Raw genomic sequence first — 21,072 nt, 5'->3', positions numbered from 1 at the left:
TGCGCGCGGTTCCAGGGCCCGCCTTCCGTAATGATTTTGCCTCGTACTCGACAATGGTACTGTATGAGCGGCGAGCCAAGTGACGAAGAACTCGAACGGATTCGCGAACAGAAGCGAAAACAGCTGCAGGAACAGCAGGGAGAGGGCCAGGAAGAAGCGATGGAGGCCCAGCGACAGGAGGCCGAGGCCCAGAAGAAAGCGATTCTCCGCCAGCATCTCACTGACGGCGCGCGCAAGCGACTGAACACCGTCAAGATGTCCAAGCCGGATGTCGGGGAGAAGGTCGAACAGCAGATCATCGCGCTGGCCCAGAGCGGCCGCATTCAGGGCCAGATCGACGAGGAGAAGATGAAACAGCTACTGAAGGAGCTGACCCCCGACTCGAAGAGCTTCGACATCAAACGCCGGTGAGATGGAGGTCGGCCTGCTGTCGAGTGGGGGGAAAGACTCCACGCTCGCTGCGCTGTTGTTGGACGGCCGCTGCGATCTCACATTGCTCTGCTGTTCGTTCGGAATCACAGACGACTACGAGCACGCGATAGCCGCCGCCGAAGCCGCCGGGTTCGAGGCCCGGCGCGTCGATCTCGATCCCGACGTTGCCCGGGAGGCAGTCGCGGAGATGGTCGACGACGGCTACCCGCGCAACGGGATCCAACGCGTCCACGAACACGCCCTCGAACGGGCCGCCGCGCTCGATTTCGACGGGATCGCTGACGGCACCCGCCGCGACGACCGCGTGCCGACGGTGCCCCGGTCGCTCGCACAGAGCATCGAAGACCGGTACGGCGTCGACCATCTCGCGCCGCTGGCCGGCATCGGTCGAGGGGCAATCGACCAACTTGCCGAGGAACACCTGGTCGTCGAGACGGGACCGAGCGAGGAGATCGAAAAAGGCGATTACGAATCTGAGTTGCGGGCGGTGATCGCCGAGGAACACGGCGGGGGGACGGTCGCGGAGATCTTTCCCGAGCACACGCAGTCGCGGGTCGTCGGGCGGCGGTAGCGCTACGGAATCTCGCCGTCGAGTCCGAGGTGGATGAGCGTCCCGACGTAGAAGGTGCCAGTGACGACCAGCGCGGTCACGCGGCGCTCGAAGCTCAGTCCGCCGAGCAGCAGCCAGAGGCCGCCGAGCAACAGCGCCATCAACACGGCGTTGATCGGGACGCTGTGCGTCCAGCCGCGGTGTCGGTTCGTGACGAGTCCGATCACCGGATCGACGAGGCTGGTCGCGACGGCGGCGACGAGCACGACCGACACGGCCCCGACGACCTCCGGCGGGACGGGAAGGTCGAGGCCGGCGGTCGTGCTCGCGGTCTCGATCCCGTCGACGAGTTGTGGCCAACTCAGCCCGGCCAGCGAGGCGATACCGAGCACCACCAGCCCCTGAAACCACCGAACGGCCTTCTGCCGGGGCTTGGAGGTGTGGTGGTCGATGTCGGGATAGATCGAGCCGACGAACGTCGCCGCAGCGGCCCCGAGTCCGGCCGCGAAGGCGAGAGCCGCCGAGAGGAAGAGGAAATACACCGCCGCGGCGACGGCGGAACCCATCGCCGCCGCACCAATTCGGCCCCACCGTGCGTGTGTCGGATAGTTCGGCATACGTGCGGTCTTCTTGCTCGGTGACCATAGGTCTCGGGGTTCGATCCGCCCGACTCGGGCCGGATCCGGTCAGACCGACTCCGGGAGCCAGCCGCCGCTGACCTCGACGTTCTGGCCGCTGATGTACCCGCTGTCCGGATCGAGGAAAAACAGAAGCGCCTGGTTCATGTCCTCGAACCGGGCGGGCCGACCCCGGGGGAGTTCGTCGGGGAACTCCGCGGAGTTCTCGACGGTGTACGGCGAGACGGCGTTGACGGTGATCCCGTCGGTCTGCGTGTCGGCGGCGAGCATCCGCGTGAACATCAACACGCCGGATTTCGCCACGAAATACGGGAAGTTCTTCGGGCTGACCAGCCCCTTCTCGCTGGAGGCGTAGCCGACGTTGACGATCCGGCCGTACTCCTGTTCGCGCATCCCCGGGAGGGCGCGTTTCGAGCAGAGATACGTCCCGTAGAGGTTCGTCTCGATGACCGTCTCCCAGGTCTCGTGGTCTAACTCCTCCCAGTGGCGAGGCGCGAACGCGCCGACGTTGTTGACGAGCACGTCGACGGTCCCGAGAGCGGCCTCCACCTCGTCGAACAGCCGGTCGACCGCCTCGGGTTCGGTCACGTCGGCCTGGACCGTCGTCACCGCGCCAGCGTCGTCGCGGGCCTCGATCGTCTCGCGAACCGCCTCGGCCTCCTCGGCGCTGGATCGGTAGTGGACGGCCACGTCCGCGCCGCAGTCCGCCAGCGCGAGCAGGAACTCGCGGCCGACGCCTTTCGCGCTCCCGGTCACGAGCGCGGTCTGTCCGGACAAATCGGGCTCGATCATGTGTCGTCTTCGGCCCGAGCCGGTTTGAATCCGGGACAACCGGCAGTCCGGACCCGTTCCCGGCGAGGCTGTCGGAGCCGATCGGCCCCGAGCCGACACGGACGGAGAACACCACAGTCATAGGGCCGCCAGGCCCACAGACAGGTATGTCCGTCGAACACCGCGAGCACGCCGCCGTGATCACACACGCGCTCGCACAGCACACGCTCACGGAGCTGCGTAGCGTCGAAACCGAACAGATCGCGTTCCGGAAGGGGCTGGTCCGACTCGGCCGGATCTGCGGATACGAGATCATCGACACCTGGCTCGAGACCGAGGAGGTGCCGGTCCAGACGCCGCTGACGGAGACGACCGGTCCGGAGATCCAGGGGCTGGACGACGTCGTGATCGTCAACGTCCTCCGGGCGGCGACGCCGTTCGTCGAGGGGCTCCTGAAGGCGTTTCCGGCGGCCCGACAGGGCGTCATCTCGGCCAGCCGCGACGAGAGCGCCGGCATGGACGAGGACGGCTCGTTCCCCATCTCCGTCGAGTACGTCAAACTGCCGGAGATCCGCCCCGAGGACACCGTGATCGTCGCCGACCCGATGCTCGCGACCGGGAGCACCCTCTCGGCGGTGCTCGGCCACCTGCTCGGCGGCGAGGCCGACCCGGAGCAGTTGCTCGTCCTCTCTGCGGTCAGCGCACCGACCGGTCTCGAACGGATCGACGAGGAGTTCGACGAGGCGGAACTGGTGACCGTCGCGGTCGACGACCACCTCAACGACGAGGGGTTCATCGTTCCCGGACTCGGGGACGCGGGCGACCGGGCGTTCAGAACGGAGTAAGTCACTCCGAAAAGGTCGCGCGGCCGCTGGTTGCGCTCCGAATACGGTCTCTCAGTTCGCTCCCGTCCGGTTTCGGGACTCTGACCGCGAACTCGACATCGGCCTCGTAGCTGGCCTCGAACTCGACGCCTTCGCTTTCGAGGATCCCGCGGACGCTGCCGGAGTCGTCGTATTCGACGGTGATGGAAAAGCGCTCGTGCGGGCGCTCCTCGATGATCTCCGTCTCCTCGATTGCCTCTTTGACACCTCGCGAGTACGCGCGTGCGAGTCCGCCGACGCCGAGTTTCGTCCCGCCGTAGTATCGGGTGACGACCGCGGCGACGTTCTCCAGTTCCTCCTGTTCGAGGACGTTCAGCGCGGGGTCGCCGGCACTGCCGCTGGGTTCGCCGTCGTCGCTGGCCCACTCCCGCAACGGCTCCGCCCGAACCCGATAGGCCGGGACGTTGTGGGTCGCGTCCGCGTACTCCGTGCTGATCGCGTCGACGAACTGTTCGGCGGCCTCGACGGTCTCGACGGGCGCGACGTGACCGATGAACTCGGAGCCGCTGATCTCGAAACGCGCTCGCTCGCGGCCGGCGACGGTCCGGTACGACTCGTTCACGCTCGCAGATTCGGTGCTTGCCGGCTTGTCGCTTTCGACGGCGCCGGCTCTCACTGGCTGGGAACGGCGACAGCTATCAAGTGTCGCCCAGACGAACTACTCCCGTGGCGCCGACGATCATCGGAACGGAGGAACTCACGCTTCCCGCGACGCTCGACGAGTGCGAGGAGTTTCCGGTCGAACAGCGCCGGATCCCGTTACAGTGTCACAGCGGGCGGACGATCGGTGAGCAGTGGCGAGGTGTCCCCGTCGACGAACTCGTGTTCGCCGCGGAGATGCCCGAGGAGACGACTCACCTGCTGGTCCACGGCGCGGGGGGATACCGGATGTGCGTCGAGATCCGCGACGCCTTCGACTGCCTTCTTGCCTACGAGTGCAACGGCGAACCGGTCGGGGGCGACGTGGCGACGCGGCTGGTCGGCCCGGCGATCGACTCGACACACAGCGTGAAGGGCGTGCAGCGAATCGAGGGGATCCACCTCGACAGCGACGAGCACCCCTCGGAGTTGGAGACGACGGGCGAGAGCGAGGGAGAGCCCTCAGCGTAGGAGTTCAGAGCGACGGGTGAGCGCCCGGAAGGTTTTCAGCGGTCCCGTTCGACAGCGGGGATATGGAGTACACGACACTGGGCGATACGGGACTGGAAGTCAGTCGCATCTGTCTCGGTTGCATGAGCTTCGGAACCCCGGAGTGGCGCGAGTGGGTGCTCGACGAGGAGGACAGCCACCCGATCATCGACCGGGCGATCGACCTCGGCATCAACTTCTTCGACACCGCCAACATGTACTCGGTCGGTGAGTCCGAACGCATCCTGGGGAATGCCCTCGAAGGCAGACGCGACGAGATGGTCGTCGCGACGAAGTGTTTCTTCCAGATGGACGACGAGGACCCCAACTCTGGCGGTCTCTCGCGGAAGGCCATCGAACAGGAGTTAGACGCCAGCCGCGAGCGGCTCGGGATGGACACCATCGACCTCTACCAGATCCACCGCTGGGACTACGACACGCCCATCGACGTGACGATGCAGGCGTTAGACGACGCGGTGCGCCGCGAGAAGGTCCGGTATCTCGGCGCGAGTTCGATGTGGACCCACCAGTTCGCGGAGGCACAACACACCGCCGAGCGGCAGGGACTCGATCAGTTCCGGACGATGCAGAACCACTACAACCTGCTCTATCGCGAGGAGGAGCGGGAGATGCTCCCCTACTGTGAGAAGAACAACATCGGGGTCATCCCGTGGAGTCCGCTGGCACGTGGCTATCTCGCCCGACCGCACGAGGAGTTCGACGCGACGACCCGGGGGCAGTCCGACGACTACGCCAAGGAACACCCCTACTTCGAGGGCAACGGCCAGGAGATCAACGAGCGCGTCCAGGAGATAGCCGAGGAGAAAGACGCCTCGATGGCCCAGATTGCGCTGTCGTGGGTGCTGCACAAGGACGTGGTGGACGCGCCAATCGTCGGCACGACGAGTATCGAACACCTAGAGGAGGCCGTCGAGGCGCTCGATATCTCGCTGTCGGACAGCGACATCGAGTGGCTCGAAGAGCCCTACGAGCCGGTGTCGGTCAGCGGCCACGAATAAGCGCCGGCCGACGACGACGACTACTCACAGCGGATCGTCCCCTGTTCGGGGTCGAGATGGACTGTTCCGCCCAGCGGCAGCGGTGCAATCGGCGTCGTGTGTCCCCAGTCGACGCCGAGGACGACCGGGGCGTCGGGGTTGTACCGGTCGATTTGCTCGACGATTGTCGCCCGCAGTCGCTCCCGATACGCCTCCCGGCGGTCGCGCGGGGGTTCGGTGAGGAAACTCCGCGTCGGGGCGCGGCCGACGACGACGCCGTCGAACCGCTCGAGCAGGCCGCGCTCGCCCAGACACATCAGCGTCCCACCGACCTCCTCGGGTTCCGGAATCGATTCGGCCGTCTCCAGACACAGTACCGCACCGTCGAGACGGTCCGGATCCGGGAGATACCGGTCGGTCGCCAGTTGCCACTCGACGACTGCGCGGTTGCCGCCCCACAGTCGCCCCGAGACGGCCTCGTCGCCGCCGGCCCACTCCCGGCCGGGGTTCTGGTCGTACGTCGGCGGCGCCCCCATCTCGGCGGGGTCGGTCCACCACGTCGAGGGTTCGTCGGTCCACTCCCGTGCCGGGTCGAGCACGCCCAGCGAGTCCTCGAAGAAGGCTCGCCGGCAGTACCGCTCGGTGTACTCGGGGAGTTCGCCCGGAATCGCGAGTTCGTTCATCAGTTGCGCGCCGTTGTACGAGACGACGCCGGCCCGCCAGAGGAACAGTTCGAGGTTGGTGTTGTCGCTCATCCCGTAGAAGCGGGTCGGATGCGCCCGCAACACGTCGGAGTCGAGGTGTTCGAGCACCCGTAGCTGGTCGCTGCCGCCGATTGTGGCGACGATGGCGCCGATGTCGGGGTCACGGCAGGCGGCGTGGATATCGGCGGCCCTGGCCCGGGGGTTCGCCGAGAGAAACTCGTTGCCCTGGCGGGCGGTCGGGTAGACGACTGGCTCCAACTCGAACACCTCACGGAGCCGTCGCAGGCCGAGTTCGAAGACGTGCGGTGCCTCCCGGGCACCGCCGCTCGACGGCGCGACGACGGCCACCTGATCGCCCGGTTCCAGCGGCGGCGGCGTGACGAACGACTGCATGTAACTACGTGTACCTGTCTGCGACAAAATCCTTCGGTCGGAGTCTCACGCGTCGAGACAGCGGTCAGTCACTCGCCGCGGACGCTGTCGGCGGCGCGCTCGATCGTCTCGTACTCCTCGTCGGAGTAGCCGATGAACCGAACGTCCGACAGCGAAGACGGCTCGTGTGCGTCGATCTGTTCGGCGATGATCCGCGCGCCCTCGTCGAGAGCGAAGCCCGCGACGCCGCATCCCAGAGCGGGGATGACCAGCGACTCGGCGCCGAGTTCCTCGGCCGTCTCCAGCGTGTTGCGGGTCGCGTCAGCGATGCTCTCGGCGGTCGCCTTCCCGTCGCCGTAATGGGGCATCGCGGCGGCGTGGACGACGTACTCGGCGTCGAGCGCGTAGGCGTCGGTGACGGCGACCTCCCCGAGATCGATCGGTCCCTTCGAGACCGCCTCCTCGTTGATCTGTTGGCCGGCGGCGCGGCGCAGGGCCCCTGCGACGCCGGAGCCCATCTGGAGACTCGTCCCCGCGGCGTTGACCAGCACGTCCGCCGATTGTTGCGCGATGTCGCCCTGGATTACCTCGAAGTTCATGTGTACTCGTTGGCAGGCATCCTCAAAAAGCGTTGATCGGGTCACCACTCCTTGCAGTCCCCGCAGACGTAGGCACCGTCGTCCCGCCAGCGGCGCGTGACCGTCTCACCGCAGTCCTCACAGGACGCGCCCCCCGGCGAGACGGTGGCGGTCGCAGTCGTCGGATCGGGTGTCGTGTCGACGGACTGCTCCGTAGCCGCATCTGCGGGTTCGTCGTCGGCCTCCTGGTCCGATCCGGGGACGAACTCGTCGAGCGAACGGTCGGTCATCGGTCGCCCTACGGACCGGAGCTATCTCAGCCCGTCGGTCGAGAGGGACACACACAAGTACACCCCGGCTAACACTCAGGTATGAGCCTACCATCCCGACTGCTCGAAAGCATCATCGACATGCCCGGGGAGTTCGCCGACGTGGCCGCACAGGGGCCGGCCGAGGCGCTGCTCGTGCTCTTCGGGGCGATTTTCGTGATCGCACCGACCGCCTACTTCGGCTATCTCGCCACCGGCGCGATTCTCAGTCTCTTCCTGCCGGAGTCGTTCGGCGCCGAACACCCCGAGAACTGAGGTGGTCTCGCAGGACCCGGGGATCGCTCGGGGAGTATCAGGTAGAGAGGACCGGGCCACTGCGCGCGAAACGGGGACAGTACTTTGTCGGTCGACGGAGAGTATCGGGGTATGGATACGAGTGTTTTCAAGGCGTATCTGAATCACTTTCTGCCGCGTGAGGTCGTCGGGCCGGTAATTATCGTCTTTTCGCTCGAAGGCGTCATCGACGGCATCTTCGGGCTGTACGTCCCGGACGAGTACGCGACGCTCGGCTGGGGAATCGTCTTCGTCCTGACGCTCGTCATCGTCGCGTACTGGGGGACGGTCGACGAGCAGGCCGTCGAGGAGTTACAGGACCGACTCGAGGAACTCGAAGCAGAGCAAAGCGGTGAGGGCGGCTGAGACCGGATCGCCGGTCAGAGGTCGAGACCGGTCGCCAACTCGCCCATTAGCTCGATTGCCTCGTCGAGATCCGGCCCGAGCGGCGACCCCATCACCAGGCTGTCCGCCTCCGAGAGAATCGCCTCGAACTGGTCGCGGGTGCTCTCGGGCGTGCCCGCGAGACAGAACGCGTCGATCATCTCCTCAGTGACGAGTCCGAAAGCCGACTCGAACTCGCCGGCGGCGATGGCCGCACCGATCTCCGCTGTGAGGTCCTCGTCGAGGCCGTGTCGATCCAGCACCGGTGCCGGCGCGCCGCTGGCGATGAAGGCGACCGGCGGCCGGGCGGCCTCCCGGGCGGCCTCCTCCGTCGTGGCGAGGCTGACGCTGGCGTACGCCGCGAAATCGAACTCGCCGTCGATCCCGGTCTGGTGAGAGGGGGAGTTGGACACCACGCTGTCGTCGGGGCGCTCAGCGAGACCCTCCCGGACCCGATCACCCGCCCACTCGATGTCGCGGGGATGGGCACCGTTGTAGAGCACGCCGTCGGCGTGTTTCGCGGCCATCCGGGTCATGTGTGGCCCCTGCGCGCCGACGTAGATCGGGAGGCGGCGCGCCTCGTAGTTCAGGCCCGCGTCGGCGGCCTCGAAGGTGCCGTCGTGGTCGACGCGGTCGCCGTCCCAGAGCCGTCGGCTCACCTGCATCGTCTCCAGCACCCGACGGAGCGCGTCGTCGTGATCGTAGCCGAGATTCCCGAGCGTCGACCGGTCGCCGGGGCCGATCCCGTAGACGCCCCGACCGTCGGCGTACTCGTCGATAGTCGCCGCCCGGGAGGCCAGTGTCACCGGATGGCTCTCGTAGGGATTGGTGATCCCGGGGCCGAGGCGGACGCTGTCGGTGCGGCGGGCGATATCTGCCAGCGCGACGAACTCGTCGCGGTTGTTGTAGTGGTGGCTGACAAAGACCGTATCGAAGCCGGCGTCTTCGGCGCTCGCCGCGAGGCCGCCGACCCGCGCGACCGGGTGCTCCGGCGTGAGTTCAATCCCCAGCATGGGAGTACTCCTTGAGTGCCGGCCGGATCAGGTCTTCGTCTTCGTCGCGGAACAGGTCGTCGCTGCCGTCGAACTCACCGAACTCCCAGTCCCGGACGACCGCCACCGGCTTGCCGCCTGCGCCCTCGCCGGTGACGAGGTTGGCGGCCGCCGCGAGTTCGTCGACCACGGCCTGGACGGTCGCTTCGAGTTCTTTACCGTCGCGGTCGTACGTGCCCCGCCAGTCCCGTGCGGCGGGCATCCCCGCCCAGCCGATTGCGACGCCGCGCTGGCCGTGACGGAACGGCCGCCCGGACGTGTCGGTGACGATGACCGGGACCCCGAGTGCCTCGTGGAGGCGCTGTGCGCTCGCGGTCGGATCCTCCGGGAGAAGCAACAGATCGGCGTCGGGAACGTTCGAGCGGTCGATCCCGGCGTTGATCGTGATGTGGCCGAACGTCGTGACCGCGAGCATGATCGGAAACTCCATGAGCAGTTCCTCGCTCTCCTCGATGACCGCCTGTGCGAAGCGGGGATCTTTCTCCTCGTCCGCGAGGTCGCCGACCTGCTCGGCGATGCGCTCGGCCTGCTCGCCGGGTTCGAACTCCGAGAGATCCGCCTGCCGACCCTCTGCTTTCGAGACGATGGTGCTGGCAACGCAGACGATATCGGTCGGGGTGAGATCGACCCGCTCGGCGATCAGCGACGCGATGTCGTCGCCGGGTTCGATCTCGGGTAACCCCTCGACGGCGAAGACGTTCATACGGCTATTCGGGCGTACCGCGTGAAAAGGAGCCCGGAACTGGCGAATCTGGACGGCGTCTGTGATCTTACGCCTCCCGTACCGTCACGGACAGCGAGCCGTCCTCGGCGGCGGCAGCCAGCATCGTCGCCTCGCTGGCCGGCCGCGCACCCGTGAGACTGCCCGGGTTGAGCAGGCGAATCCCGTCGTGAGTCGTATCCAACAGCTCGTGGGTGTGGCCGGCGACCCCGACCGCCTGCTCGCTGTCCGCGTGTTTCCGGACCGCGTTCGCGACGCGGCGCTCGTACCCCCTGGGCGAGCCGGTGCCGTGGGTGACGACGAACTCGACGCCGCCGAGTTCGACCGTCGCGACCTCCGGGAGTCCGATCTGTGGATCCATGTTGCCGGCGACGGCAGTGAGCGCCGGGGCGAGATCCTGGATCTCCGCGAGCGCCCCTTTCGAGTCGAAATCGCCGGCGTGGATCACGTGATCGGCGTCCGCGATGCGCTCGCGGAACTGCTCGGGAATGGTCTGTTCACGCGAGGGGATGTGGGTGTCGCTGACGATTGCGATCTCCATGTGTAGACGTTGGTCACGAGCGACAAGAAACTGGGGCGTCACCGCGGCGATCCGAAACCCCGTTGGGGACAGCCGCCGCAGTGAACCCATGAATCCGATCAAGGACAGCATTCACGATTACATCACGCTGGGGCCGGTCGCCTCGGAGTTGATCGACACGCCGGCGATGCAGCGGCTGCGACACGTCAAACAGCTCTCGACGGTGCGGCTCGTCTATCCCTCGGCCAACCACACGCGGTTCGAGCACAGCCTCGGGGTCTATCATCTCGCGAGGACCGCGCTTTCGCACCTCGATGTCGACGAGGAGACGGCGGCGCTCGTCCGAGCGGCGGCGCTCGTCCACGACGTCGGTCACGGTCCGTACGGCCACCAGACCGAGGAGCTGATCGAGCGTCGAACCGGGAAGGACCACGACGACATCGCGTGGCTGCTCACCGACCCCGAGCGGGAACTCTGCCAGACTCTCGAATCACACGACCTCGATCCGGTGCGGGTGGCGGCGCTGGTGGCGGGCGAGGACGGCATCGGCGAACTGGTCTCCGGCGAACTCGATGTCGACCGGATGGACTACCTCATCCGCGACGCCCACCACACGGGCGTCCCGTACGGGACGATCGATCACGGTCGGCTCGTCCGGGCGCTTCGGCTGGAAGGCGGACGGCTCGTTCTCGGGGAGGGAAACGTCGCGACAGCCGAGTCGCTTCTGGTCGCGCGCTCGCTGATGAACGGCGTCGTCTACCGTCACCACGTCTCGCGGATCGCCGGAGCGATGCTCGAACGCGCCTGCGAGCGGTATCTCGACCGGACCGAAACGGGCATCGAGCAGTTCCGGCGGATGCCCGACCACGAACTGCTGGTCGAACTGTCGGCGGAGGTGCCGGAACTGGGCCGGCGGATCGAGCGCCGCCAACTGTACAAGCGGGCGGTCTGGGCGGAGCCCGGAGACGTGCCGCGCGGGACGATGGACGCGGGGCACGAGGAGGAACGGACGGCCGAGCGGGAGATTGCCGACCACGCTGGGGTCGATCCGACCGAGGTGATCGTCGACATCCCCGACCGACCGGGGCTGAAAGAGTCGGGGACGAACGTCGTCGTCGACGGCGTCGTCCAGCAGCTAGAGGACGCGTCCGAACTGGTCAGCGGCCTGCGAGCGACCGAGCGTGCCCGCTGGCGACTCGGGGTCTACTGTCCTGAGGAACACGCGTCGGCGGTCGGGGAGGCGGCGACTGCCGTGCTCGGCCTGAAGCCCGGGACTGGGAACAGGTAGCCGGAGCGGACAGAGCTTTCAATCCGCCGCAATATGTCGAAATATGAGCGAGCAGCGCCGCGGTGATCCGATCGGAACCTACACGGGTGGGGAGTTCCACCCCCTCGACCCCGATCCGGAGCGGATCGAACTGCCGGATATCGCGAACGGGCTTGCGAACACCTGCCGCTACGCCGGGCAGTGTCAGTTCTACTACTCCGTCGGGACGCACTCGATCTACGTCAGCGAGGAGCTATCGGAGCACGGACCGACGATACAGCTGTACGGGCTCTTTCACGACGCCGCAGAGGCGTATATCTCCGACGTGCCGCGCCCGGTCAAACGGGAGATCGAGACCTTCGAGCGCATCGAACAGCGGATTCTGGCGGCCGTCTGGGACCGGCTCGGCGTCGATCCGCCGACGGAGTCGGAGTGGGAGGTGGTGATGGACGCCGACGACCGACTCTTTCACTACGAGGCGGACACACTGCTCGCGGAGTTCGAGCCGCCGTCGGTTCCGGATCTCCCCTACGAACTCTCCGCCTGTTCGCCCGAACGGGTCCGGGAGCAGTTTCTCGACCGGGCCGAACAGCTGCGCGCTGACATGGAGTGATCGTCACCGTGAGAGCGCCGACTTAGAGACTATCACTGCGAGAACAGACTCGTGTGCACGGGCGCGAACTCGTCTTCTGGCTCGAACTCCTCGTCGGTATCCGTGATCGCGCTCCCGGAGAGCCCCTCGTCGAGGAAATCCGCCACCGGGGGCCCGACGTTGTCCGGTTCGACGAGGAAGGCGTCGTGGCCGTGGTCCGATTCGATGACGTGATGTGCGACGTCGAGCGAGGCCTCTCGCATCGCGTCGGCCAACGCCTCCGCCTGCTGGACGGTGAAATGCCAGTCTTCGGTGAACGAGATGACGAGGGCCTCGCCCTCGAACGCCGCCAGCGCGTCCACGTCGTCCTCGAACCCCTGCGAGAGGTCGTAGTTGTCCATCGCCCGGGTCAGATAGAGATAGGAGTTCGCGTCGAATCGCTCGACGAACTGTTCGGCCTGGTAGTCGAGATACGACTCCACGTCTCGGTACGGGAAAAAGCCCGCCGCCGGGTCCGTCGGGAACGTCCGGACCGCGTCCCGACCGGCGGCCCGACGGCCGAACTTGCGGTCCATCGAGGACTTCGAGAGATACATCACGTGACCGATCTGGCGGGCGATAGCCAGCCCGTCCGAGGGCGGGTCGTCGTCGTAGTAGTCCCCGCCGTTCCAGTTGTCGTCGGTCGTGATCGCGCGCCGGGCAATCGCGTCCAGAGCGAGACACTGCGGATCGAGGCGGGCAGCGGCGGCGATGGGAACGATCCGCTCGACGTGATCCGGGTGGCGTTTCGCCCATTCGAGGACGTTCATGCCGCCGACGCTGCCGCCGACGACGGCGTGGAGGTGCGGGACGCCGAGTTCGTCGAGCAGGCGGCGCTGTGCCTCCGTCCAGTCGGTGACTGTCACGGCCGGGAAGTCGGTGCCGTAGGGCTCACCGGTCTCGGGGTTCGTCGACGGCGGGCCGGTCGAACCGTAACACGACCCCGGCACGTTCGCGCAGATGACGTAGTACTCGGTCGTGTCGATGGCCTTGCCCGGGCCGACGATGTCGTCCCACCACGCGCGGGCCTGGCCGGCCGTCCCGGACGCGCGGCTGTGTCCCGCGACGTGTGCGCTGCCGGTCAGGGCGTGACAGACTAACACCGCGTTCTCGCCGGTGAACTCGCCGTAGGTCTCGTAGGCGAGTTCGAGATCCGGAATCGTTTCGCCGCACTCGAACTCGAACTTCCCCAGCGAGAGAGTGTCGTGTTCGACGTTCATGCTGACTCCGCGCGCTCGATTGCCTGATCGAGGTCGGCGATGATATCCGCTACGTCCTCGATACCGACCGAGAGCCGGAGCAAGTCGGGCGTGACGCCGGAGGCGCGCTGTTCCGCCTCGCTGAGTTGGGCGTGGGTCGTGCTCGCCGGGTGGATGATCAGCGTCTTGGCGTCACCGATGTTGGCGAGAAACTGCGCGAGGTCGGTCTCCTCACACAGCGTCACCGCCGAGTCGTAGCCGCCCTCCAGGCCGAAGGTGACCATGCCGCCGAACCCGCCGTCGAGATACTCGGCGGCGTTGTCGTGCGTTTCGTGGTCCTCCAGACCCGGGTACTCCACCCAGGCCACGTCCGGGTGGTCGTCGAGGAACTCCGAGACGGCCATGGCGTTCTCGCAGTGTCGCTCCATCCGGAGCGAGAGCGTCTCCGCGCCCTGCATCGTCACCCACGCGTCGAAGGGCTTCTGTCCGTTGCCGGTGCTTCGGACCGCGCGCTGGCGGGCCGCGGTCGTCACCGGGCTGTCCGGAAACTCCTCCGCGAAGACCGTCCCGTCGAACGCGGGGTTCTCGCCGCCGATTTCCGGGAAGCGATCCGGGTACTCCGTCCACGGGAACCCGCCGTCCTCGACGAGGACGCCGCCGACGGTGGTCCCGGAGCCGTGGATCCACTTCGTCGTCGATTCCCAGACCAGATCCGCGCCGTGTTCCAGCGGGCGACACAGAGCGGGCGTCCCGAAGGTGTTGTCGACGAAGACCGGGACGCCGTGGTCGTGAGCGACTTCCGCGATAGCCTCGAAATCCGGCGTCACCAGCGAGGGGTTGCCGATGGTCTCGAAGTGGACGTACGCGGTGTGCTCGTCGATGGCGTCCGCGTACGCGTCCGGGTCGAGCGTATCGACGAACCGGGGTTCGATGCCGCGACGGGTCGCGGTGTTCGAGTAGTAGGAGTGGGTGCCGCCGTAGATAGACGATGCCGTGACGACGTTATCTCCGGCGGCGGCGAGAACAGACGTGGCGGCGTCGAGCGCGGCCATACCGGAGCCGGTGGCGACGGCCGCGGTAGCGCCCTCCAGGCTGGCGAGTCGCTGCTCCAGCATCGAGACGGTGGGGTTGTCGAACCGGGAGTAGACGTTACCGTCCGCTTCGAGCGCGTATCGCTTCGCGGCGTTGTCCGCGTCGTCGAACACGTAAGAAGTCGTCTGGTAGATCGGCGGGGCGCGCGCCCCTGTCGCCGGGTCCGGCTCTCGCTGCCCGGCGTGGACACAGCGAGTACCGAACCCCAGCGGTTGCTCTGATCGTTTAGTCATGTACGTGACTCATATATCCCCAAGTATCTATAACCACGAGTTACGGCAAAACTCGCGGACAGTGAGAGTCGGTGGCGTGTCGGTTCCAGAGACCGGGTTACTACTGGGAGGAACCACGAGGGGGACACATGGACAAACAGGAGGTACGCGAGCGGATCTGGGACGAACTCGAAGCGAGCGGGGCGGCGCGGTTTCCGTATCCGCCACACGGTCGAATCCCCAACTTCGCGGGCGCGGCGGAGGCCGCCGACCGACTGGTCGAACGCGACGCGTGGCAGGCGGCCGACGCGATCAAGGCCAATCCCGATTCGCCGCAGTTACCGGTCCGGCGCGCGGCGCTCAGACAGGGAAAGACCGTCTACATGGCCGTGCCGCGGCTGCGCGACGGGCGCTGCTTTCTCAGGCTCGACCCGGCCGAAGTCGACGACATCGACCAGGCGACGACGGTCGGTGGCTCCTCGGAGGCGGGCGTACAGGTCGGTCCCGACGAGATGCCGCCGATCGATCTGATCGTCTCCGGCAGCGTCGCCGTCACTCCGGACGGCGTGCGGGTCGGAAAGGGCGAGGGCTACAGCGATCTGGAGTTCGCGCTCCTGCGGGAGTTCGGACTGGTCGACGACTCGACGACGACTGCGACGAGCGTCCACGAACTGCAGGTCGTCGACGAGGAGATTCCAACCGGCGCGCACGACGTTCCGATGGATCTGATCGTCACGCCCGAGCAGGTCCGGGCCGTCGAGACGGCCCGACCGAAACCCGAGGCGATCATCTGGGACGACCTGAGCGAGGAGCGAATCGAGGAGATTCCGGTTCTGGATCGGCTTCGGTGAGCGGACGACCTGACGGCGCGGTAGCTGGATCGCCCGACGCGTCGGCCACGCCGGGCGAGTGGCTTAACACGGTTCCACGCAAATCGCTGGTATGAACGGCCCTCGCGACAGCGTGCAGTCGGTCGCCGTCCGGATCCGCCGGACCGTCCGGTACCGGTGGCGGGACCTGCGCCGGTGGGTCGAGTCGACGCAGAACTTCGTCCACCTCTCGATTCTGCTGCTCGTTCCGCTGCTTATCGGCTTCGTGACCGCGCTGTCGAACACCGTCCCTGGCCTCTCCTTTCTGTTGTATCCCCCGCTTGCCGCCGGGGCGTTCACCCTCTTTGCCGATCCCGAGGGGCGGTACGCCTCGATTTCGCGGTTCGTCGGCGGGCTGACCCTCGGGGCGGTCTGTGGCTGGGTCGCCGTCGTCGCCGCCTCGACGCTGATCTACCAGCCCGCGGCCAACAGCGTAAATCCCGTCGCGGCGTCGCTCGCCGTATTCTTGACGGGGATCACGACCTGGCTCCTCGACACCGAGGAGCCGGCGGCGTTTTCGACCGCGCTGCTGACGCTGTTCGTCCAGGCGCAGGTCGAACGGCCCGAGATATACGTCCTGAGCGTCGCCGCCTCCAGCGCCATCGTCGCCGGTGGATTCGCCGTCTGGCGGGAAGTGGTCTACGAGCGACGCGATCAGTTTCTCTACGAAGCCTCCCGGGGCGACGATCACATCCTCGTCCCGATGCGCGGTCCCCACGCGGAGTGCACGGCGATGCTCGCCGCCCGCCTCGCCGCGGCACACCGCGCCGGAAAGGTCGTCCTGCTGGATCTCGTCGCCGAGGAGTGGATCGCAGAGGCCGAGCGCGACTTGCTCGAACAGCGCGACGGCACGCACCGCCCCGAGGCGACCGACAGCCCCGACGTGCTCGACGAACCGCCCGACAACGAGGCTGTCGCGAACTCCGTCGACCGCCTCGAACGCCAGGCGCACGAAATCGAGACGGCAACGGGAGTCCCCTGCGAGGTCGTCGTCGCGACCGGCGGGCCGGAGTCCGGACAGACCGCGCTGCGGGCCGCTCGGCGGGTCAACTGCGATCTGATCGCGACGCCGTACGAGGTCGAAGACGAGCGGCTCTCACCGTTCGTCCGGACGCTGTTCCGGGGCGACACCGACGTGCTCACCCATCGAACCGACGGAGACCTGACAGAGTGGAACCGGATTCTCGTCCCCGTCCGGGGCACCAGCGACGTTGCCCACGGGATGGTCGAGTTCGCGACGCGGCTGGCGGGCACGACCGGCTTCGTCAGCGTCGCGACCTGTCTCGGCTCCTGTAGCGAACGCGAACACCGACAGGCGGAGTCGATGCTGGCGGATCTCGTCGAACCGTTTTCCGCCCCGATCGAGACGAGAGTCGTCGAGATGGAGGTCGATACCTTCCTCGAACGGAACGCCCCGGAGTACGATCTGGTCATCATGGGCGCCAGCCGGGACCGCAGTCTCGCCTCGCGGCTGCTCACCCCGCCGACGTTCCAGCGGGTCGACGAACTGGACGTCGACGTGGCAATCGTCGACCGGAACTGACGACCGCGGCGTTACAGCCGGTCGAGCACCGCGTCCAGGATCGCGGTGGTGGCCGGCCGGTGCAGCGGTTCGTTCTCGTTGCCACACTGCGAACTCATCAGACAGGCCGGACAGCCCTCGTCGCGGCCGCAGTCACAGGAGTCGACCCGCTCGCGGGTCTTCGCGGCGACCGCCTCGAAGTTGTCGTAGATGCTGTGAGCGAACCCGACTCCGCCCTCGACGGCGTCGTGGATGAACCAGACCGGCGAGTGGGTCTCGGGGTGGGCGAGCGTACTCAGTCCACCCATGTCGGAGTTGTCGAGACGTAGCGTGAGCGGTGCGAGTTTGATCATCCCGTGCTCTGCGCCGTGCAGCCCTCCCGCCAGCGTCCACTCCTGGTCGCCCAGCGGACTCTCCTCCGGGGGATCGAGCATCGAGTCGTCGGGGATCTCTCCGAGAACGCGGTCGAGGAGGCGTTCGGGGAGTCGGATCCAGGTGAGTTGCGTGCGCAGCGAGAGCGGTTCTAACCCGGTCGCCTGCGGGGGACCGACGGGCTGGCCGGTGTCGATATCGATCCGTTTGAAGGAGTGGTAGTGCACGTCGACGGTCCCCATTCCGGCGTGGAGGACGAACCCGCCGCCGAGGTCGATCCGCCGCTGGCTCTCGATATCCCGGATCTGCTTGTCGCTCAGCGTGCGCGTGTACTCCCGCGTCGAGACCGCCCGGAGTTCGACGTACGGCCGGGGCACGTCCTCGACGACCTCCTGGACCTCGTACTGCTGGCCGTCGTACAGCGTCAGCGCGCCGGGGTGGTACTCCCGGTACACCCGGTCGCGGCCGAGCGGCTCCATGTCGATGTCGCCGTTCGTACACCTGACGCTGTACTGCTCGTCCGTGCTCGCGTACATCGAAATGTCGGCCTGCGGGCGCGGCGGGCCGTCGTACTGCGCCCCGCGATCCAGGTCGCCGGTCATCTGGCCGGCATCACGCCACATCTCGACGGCGCGTCGGAGTCGGTCCTCGGGGCCGAACCACTCCGCGTCGGCCCGCGTCAGCGGTCGCTCCGCGCTGGCACAGAGCACGTGTCGGGCGTAGACGGCGTCGTTGTCCAGGTCGACGACCGCGTCCTCGACGTCGTCAGCGAGCAGGTACTCCGGGTTGTCGAGGATGTACTGATCGATTGCGTCCCCGCGGGGAACCAGCGCCGAGAGCGCCGTCGAGGTACCGCGACCCGCCCGGCCGACCTGCTGCCAGAAGGACTGTCGCGTTCCCGGATAGCCCGACAGCACCGTCGCGTCGACCGAGCCGATGTCGATGCCGAGTTCGAGGGCGTTGGTCGTGAAGACGATGTCGGTGTCGCCCTGTTTGAGCGCGTACTCGATCGATCGGCGTTTCTCCTTGCTCAGCCCGGCGTGGTAGGGGTCGACATCGAGATAGCCGCCGTCGGGATGCTCACGGGCGGCGTTGACCGCCTGTTTGGCCGCGATCTCGGTTCCCTGTCGGGACCGCGTAAACGCCAGCGTCTGCACGCCGTGGAGGCCGAGGTGCGCGGCGAGTTCGGCTGTCTCGCCGTTGGCTCCCTGCCGCATCGCTGGCAGGAGGCCGTCGTCGGTGAGGGCGCCGGCCTCCTCGTCGGTGACGCGTGGCTGCCAGAAGGCGATCTCTCTGCGGCCCCGCGGGCTGCCGTCCTCGTCGACGACGGCGGACTCGCTCCCCGTGATCTGTCGCGAGTGGTCGGCGGGGTTGCCGATGGTGGCCGTCGAGCAGACCACCTGCGGGTCGGCGCCGTAGTAATCGAGCAGTCGTCTGAGCCGGCGCAGCGTCCACGCGACGTGCATCCCGTGAATGCCGGTGTAGGTGTGGCTCTCGTCGAGGACGAGCAGTTCGCAGTCCCGGAACAGCGACCGCCACTTCGCGTGGCTGTTCAGATAGACGTTGATTCCCGCGAAGTTCGAGATGACGACATCCGCCCGGTCGCGGATCAGCGGTCGGCGGTCGCTCGGGGTGTCGCCGTCGTAAGTCTCCGCCGTCGCGTCGACGCCCAACCGCTCGAAGAGGTCGTTGATCGCCGCCTCCTGGTCGGCGCTCAGCGCCTTCGTCGGGTAGAGGAAGATGCCGCGGGCGTCCGGGTTGCGCTGTTTCAACAGCGCGAAGTACAGCGTGTAGATCCAGGTCTTGCCGGAGGCCGTCGACGTGGCGACGGTGACGTCGTCCCCGTCTGTCAGCAGTTCCAGCGCCTCCCCCTGGTGGGAGTACAGGTCGGCGCCGAGGGCGTCGGCCAACCGCGCCGGGAGGACGCTGCTCGCCGGGACGTGGTCGGCCTCGCGGGCGGGCAGCGTCTGGGTGTGTTGCAGTTGCCCCTCGTAGTCGGGATAGCTCTCCCGGAGCGTCCCGGGGTCCAGCACCTCGTCGGTGGTCGGGGTGTACTCGCTCATCTCAGAAATCACTCAGTTGTCCCTGGGTGGTGTCGCTCCCCGTCGCGGAGGTGTCAGTGCCCGCACGGTGAGTCCGACTCGCCTCCGCCAGCGCGTCGTAGACGTACGCGAGCGCACGCACGTCGTCTTCGCAGTACCGTTCGTGACGCTCCCAGTCGAGTTCGGTCGCTTCGCAGGGATTGGCCTGCCAGCGCTGAAACAGACGGGCGACGGCCGCACCCGTCAGCCCCGTCCCGGCGTCGTCCCAGCCCAGCGCGGCCGCGACGTCACCCAGTTTGTTCGTCCGGCCGGGCAACAGCGCCTGGTCTCTCGTCGTCGCCCAGTAGTACGGATCGAAGGTCCAGATGTCGTCCCACACGTCGAGATACTGGGGACAGTGTTCGGCGAGTTGTTCCTCGATAACCGGGAAATCGAACGAGCGACCGTTGTAGGCGACGACGGGCCGGCTGCCGACGGTGTGCTGGAGCCAGGAGAGAAAGGCTTCAAGCGCCGCGGCGGGTTCCTCCCGCGCGAGAAACGACCGGTACTCGTCGGTGCTGGCGTCCAGCGCCCCGATCAGCCAGATCATCGTCGGGTTGAGTCCGTCGGTCTCGATATCGATGAACACGGGATCGGCCCCGGGGAAGCCCTCGTCGCCGTACCGTCGGACGGTGCCCTCGACCGTCGCAGTCGCGCTTTCGATGACGGTCCGGGCCGTCTCGCGGCCGAACCCCGTCAGTTCCCGAAGGTCGGTGAGATCGGCCGCTGCGACGGCCTCCCGCGAGCGAAAGCCGGCCTCTCGCAACGTCTGCGCACGGGTCTCCCCGACCTGCTCCAGCGCGCGCAGGCCGAACTGCTCGGGCGAGCGGGTGCGGGTACAGACGACGCCGTCGGCCCGCAACCGGAGGTGGGCGATGCCGGGAGCGGTCTGTCCCTGTCGTTCGTTCGCACCGGGCATGGCTCCCTGGACCGCGAGCGACCCCCAGTCGTTGCGGTAGCCCGGGTTCGCCTCGGTCGTGAGGTGGGTGTAGCTCCCGGAGAGGTCGTCCGGAACGGCCGCTTCGTACGCCTCGCGTCCGTCGAGACGGGTTTCGAGGTTGACCAGATCGAGATCGACGCTGAGCAGATCCGAGAGCACGTAGGTCTCGCCCGACACCGAGACCCCATCGCCTTCGAGAGCCACGAGTTCTCCTAATGAGTCGACGCCGGCAACTCGAACGAGATCGACCGACGCAGAGCTGTAGAGTCGCTGTACCGTCCGCTGAGTCCGCTCGGTGACGACGGTCGGCGTCTCCGACGAGAGCGCCTGTCGGAGTTGTCGTTCGTGTTGGGGCCGGGCGACCGCGACGACATCGGGTGAGAAGTACGAAAGCGAATCCCGGAGCTGTGCGGTCGTCATCCGGGAGACCGCATCGGCCGAGTAGACAGTCAGTCCGATCTGACCGGACATGTGGATGGCGGTGGTAGTGTCCGGGCATATATCAGCCTGTCTCCGCCGGACGACACCGCGCCCCTACTGACGGAGCCAACTG

General features: G+C 67.1%; 24 protein-coding genes. 11 read left to right on the top strand and 13 right to left on the bottom strand.

Going from position 1 to position 21,072, the window contains the following annotated elements; genetic code table 11:
• The first annotated feature begins 63 nt into the window (after positions 1–63).
• Together GRX03_RS10455 and GRX03_RS10450 are read left to right on the top strand one after the other, a co-directional pair.
• On the top strand, positions 64–411 hold the full coding sequence (locus GRX03_RS10455; protein ID WP_159764138.1) for a DNA-binding protein: 348 nt from the start codon (positions 64–66) through the stop codon (positions 409–411).
• A 1-nt stretch (position 412) separates the two neighbouring features.
• Positions 413–1,003, top strand: a complete 591-nt coding sequence (locus GRX03_RS10450) for a DUF7411 family protein (RefSeq protein WP_159764137.1) — start codon at positions 413–415, stop codon at positions 1,001–1,003.
• A 2-nt stretch (positions 1,004–1,005) separates the two neighbouring features.
• Here the strand turns inward: GRX03_RS10450 and GRX03_RS10445 are convergent, their stop codons facing one another.
• Positions 1,006–1,599: a metal-dependent hydrolase gene (locus GRX03_RS10445; protein WP_159764136.1), complete on the bottom strand. Its 594-nt coding sequence runs from the start codon at positions 1,597–1,599 to the stop codon at positions 1,006–1,008.
• 69 nt (positions 1,600–1,668) lie between these two features.
• Positions 1,669–2,412 carry an SDR family NAD(P)-dependent oxidoreductase gene (locus tag GRX03_RS10440; RefSeq protein WP_159764135.1) on the bottom strand — a complete coding sequence of 248 codons (744 nt, stop codon included), beginning with the start codon at positions 2,410–2,412 and terminating at the stop codon, positions 1,669–1,671.
• Between the two features lie 146 nt (positions 2,413–2,558).
• Between GRX03_RS10440 and upp the strand changes: the two genes are divergently transcribed.
• Complete coding sequence (gene upp / locus GRX03_RS10435) at positions 2,559–3,236, top strand: uracil phosphoribosyltransferase (protein ID WP_159764134.1); 678 nt, start codon at positions 2,559–2,561, stop codon at positions 3,234–3,236.
• A gap of 1 nt (position 3,237) precedes the next feature.
• Here upp and GRX03_RS10430 read toward each other — a convergent pair whose 3' ends face one another.
• Entirely contained in the window at positions 3,238–3,837 is a 600-nt protein-coding gene (locus tag GRX03_RS10430) for a YigZ family protein (RefSeq protein WP_368278306.1), read from the bottom strand.
• A 104-nt stretch (positions 3,838–3,941) separates the two neighbouring features.
• Between GRX03_RS10430 and GRX03_RS10425 the strand changes: the two genes are divergently transcribed.
• Both GRX03_RS10425 and GRX03_RS10420 read left to right on the top strand, forming a co-directional pair.
• Positions 3,942–4,385 (top strand): molybdopterin-dependent oxidoreductase, encoded by a 444-nt coding sequence (locus GRX03_RS10425; protein WP_159764133.1) that lies wholly within the window; start codon positions 3,942–3,944, stop codon positions 4,383–4,385.
• A 62-nt stretch (positions 4,386–4,447) separates the two neighbouring features.
• A complete protein-coding gene (locus GRX03_RS10420) occupies positions 4,448–5,422 on the top strand; it encodes an aldo/keto reductase (RefSeq protein WP_159764132.1) in 975 nt (324 codons plus the stop codon).
• Positions 5,423–5,442: 20 nt separating this feature from the next.
• Here the strand turns inward: GRX03_RS10420 and GRX03_RS10415 are convergent, their stop codons facing one another.
• The 3 genes from GRX03_RS10415 to GRX03_RS10405 all read right to left on the bottom strand — a co-directional run bounded on the left by GRX03_RS10415 (position 5,443) and on the right by GRX03_RS10405 (position 7,345).
• The gene (locus tag GRX03_RS10415; RefSeq protein WP_159764131.1) at positions 5,443–6,498 is read right to left on the bottom strand and encodes a S66 family peptidase; all 1,056 of its coding nucleotides are present in this window, start codon (positions 6,496–6,498) and stop codon (positions 5,443–5,445) included.
• Between the two features lie 68 nt (positions 6,499–6,566).
• Positions 6,567–7,076, bottom strand: a complete 510-nt coding sequence (locus GRX03_RS10410; RefSeq protein ID WP_159764130.1) for a macro domain-containing protein — start codon at positions 7,074–7,076, stop codon at positions 6,567–6,569.
• Positions 7,077–7,117: 41 nt separating this feature from the next.
• A complete protein-coding gene (locus GRX03_RS10405; protein WP_159764129.1) occupies positions 7,118–7,345 on the bottom strand; it encodes a DUF7573 domain-containing protein in 228 nt (75 codons plus the stop codon).
• 81 nt (positions 7,346–7,426) lie between these two features.
• Here GRX03_RS10405 and GRX03_RS10400 point away from each other — a divergent pair, with 81 nt between their 5' ends.
• Together GRX03_RS10400 and GRX03_RS10395 are read left to right on the top strand one after the other, a co-directional pair.
• Positions 7,427–7,639 carry a hypothetical protein gene (locus tag GRX03_RS10400; protein ID WP_159764128.1) on the top strand — a complete coding sequence of 71 codons (213 nt, stop codon included), beginning with the start codon at positions 7,427–7,429 and terminating at the stop codon, positions 7,637–7,639.
• 111 nt (positions 7,640–7,750) lie between these two features.
• Positions 7,751–8,023: a hypothetical protein gene (locus GRX03_RS10395; RefSeq protein WP_159764127.1), complete on the top strand. Its 273-nt coding sequence runs from the start codon at positions 7,751–7,753 to the stop codon at positions 8,021–8,023.
• A 14-nt stretch (positions 8,024–8,037) separates the two neighbouring features.
• Here the strand turns inward: GRX03_RS10395 and GRX03_RS10390 are convergent, their stop codons facing one another.
• The 3 genes from GRX03_RS10390 to GRX03_RS10380 all read right to left on the bottom strand — a co-directional run bounded on the left by GRX03_RS10390 (position 8,038) and on the right by GRX03_RS10380 (position 10,355).
• Positions 8,038–9,054 carry a 5,10-methylenetetrahydromethanopterin reductase gene (locus tag GRX03_RS10390; protein WP_159764126.1) on the bottom strand — a complete coding sequence of 339 codons (1,017 nt, stop codon included), beginning with the start codon at positions 9,052–9,054 and terminating at the stop codon, positions 8,038–8,040.
• On the bottom strand, positions 9,041–9,796 hold the full coding sequence (locus GRX03_RS10385) for a coenzyme F420-0:L-glutamate ligase (protein ID WP_159764125.1): 756 nt from the start codon (positions 9,794–9,796) through the stop codon (positions 9,041–9,043). The genes GRX03_RS10390 and GRX03_RS10385 overlap by 14 nt, the downstream gene beginning before the upstream one ends.
• 67 nt (positions 9,797–9,863) lie before the next feature.
• Positions 9,864–10,355, bottom strand: coding sequence for a metallophosphoesterase family protein (locus GRX03_RS10380; protein WP_159764124.1), 492 nt, complete (start codon positions 10,353–10,355; stop codon positions 9,864–9,866).
• A gap of 88 nt (positions 10,356–10,443) precedes the next feature.
• Between GRX03_RS10380 and GRX03_RS10375 the strand changes: the two genes are divergently transcribed.
• Complete coding sequence (locus GRX03_RS10375) at positions 10,444–11,622, top strand: HD domain-containing protein (RefSeq protein WP_159764123.1); 1,179 nt, start codon at positions 10,444–10,446, stop codon at positions 11,620–11,622.
• A 43-nt stretch (positions 11,623–11,665) separates the two neighbouring features.
• Complete coding sequence (locus GRX03_RS10370; RefSeq protein ID WP_159764122.1) at positions 11,666–12,214, top strand: phosphohydrolase; 549 nt, start codon at positions 11,666–11,668, stop codon at positions 12,212–12,214.
• 32 nt (positions 12,215–12,246) lie between these two features.
• Here the strand turns inward: GRX03_RS10370 and metX are convergent, their stop codons facing one another.
• Both metX and GRX03_RS10360 read right to left on the bottom strand, forming a co-directional pair.
• Entirely contained in the window at positions 12,247–13,452 is a 1,206-nt protein-coding gene (gene metX, locus GRX03_RS10365; protein ID WP_159764121.1) for a homoserine O-acetyltransferase MetX, read from the bottom strand.
• Positions 13,449–14,756 (bottom strand): O-acetylhomoserine aminocarboxypropyltransferase/cysteine synthase family protein, encoded by a 1,308-nt coding sequence (locus GRX03_RS10360; protein ID WP_159764120.1) that lies wholly within the window; start codon positions 14,754–14,756, stop codon positions 13,449–13,451. Before GRX03_RS10360 ends, metX begins: the two co-directional genes overlap by 4 nt.
• A gap of 128 nt (positions 14,757–14,884) precedes the next feature.
• Between GRX03_RS10360 and GRX03_RS10355 the strand changes: the two genes are divergently transcribed.
• Both GRX03_RS10355 and GRX03_RS10350 read left to right on the top strand, forming a co-directional pair.
• On the top strand, positions 14,885–15,586 hold the full coding sequence (locus GRX03_RS10355) for a 5-formyltetrahydrofolate cyclo-ligase (protein ID WP_159764119.1): 702 nt from the start codon (positions 14,885–14,887) through the stop codon (positions 15,584–15,586).
• A gap of 91 nt (positions 15,587–15,677) precedes the next feature.
• Complete coding sequence (locus GRX03_RS10350) at positions 15,678–17,147, top strand: HPP family protein (RefSeq protein WP_159764118.1); 1,470 nt, start codon at positions 15,678–15,680, stop codon at positions 17,145–17,147.
• A gap of 11 nt (positions 17,148–17,158) precedes the next feature.
• Here the strand turns inward: GRX03_RS10350 and GRX03_RS10345 are convergent, their stop codons facing one another.
• On the bottom strand, positions 17,159–19,561 hold the full coding sequence (locus GRX03_RS10345; RefSeq protein WP_159764117.1) for a DEAD/DEAH box helicase: 2,403 nt from the start codon (positions 19,559–19,561) through the stop codon (positions 17,159–17,161).
• A gap of 1 nt (position 19,562) precedes the next feature.
• Positions 19,563–20,990: a ribonuclease H-like domain-containing protein gene (locus tag GRX03_RS10340; protein ID WP_159764116.1), complete on the bottom strand. Its 1,428-nt coding sequence runs from the start codon at positions 20,988–20,990 to the stop codon at positions 19,563–19,565.
• Positions 20,991–21,072: the final 82 nt, after the last annotated feature.

The sequence above is a fragment of the Halovenus carboxidivorans genome, assembly GCF_009831575.1.
Taxonomy (GTDB): domain Archaea; phylum Halobacteriota; class Halobacteria; order Halobacteriales; family Haloarculaceae; genus Halovenus; species Halovenus carboxidivorans.
Note: the sequence above shows the minus strand (reverse complement) of the source record. Positions and strands in the feature narration are given on the sequence as shown.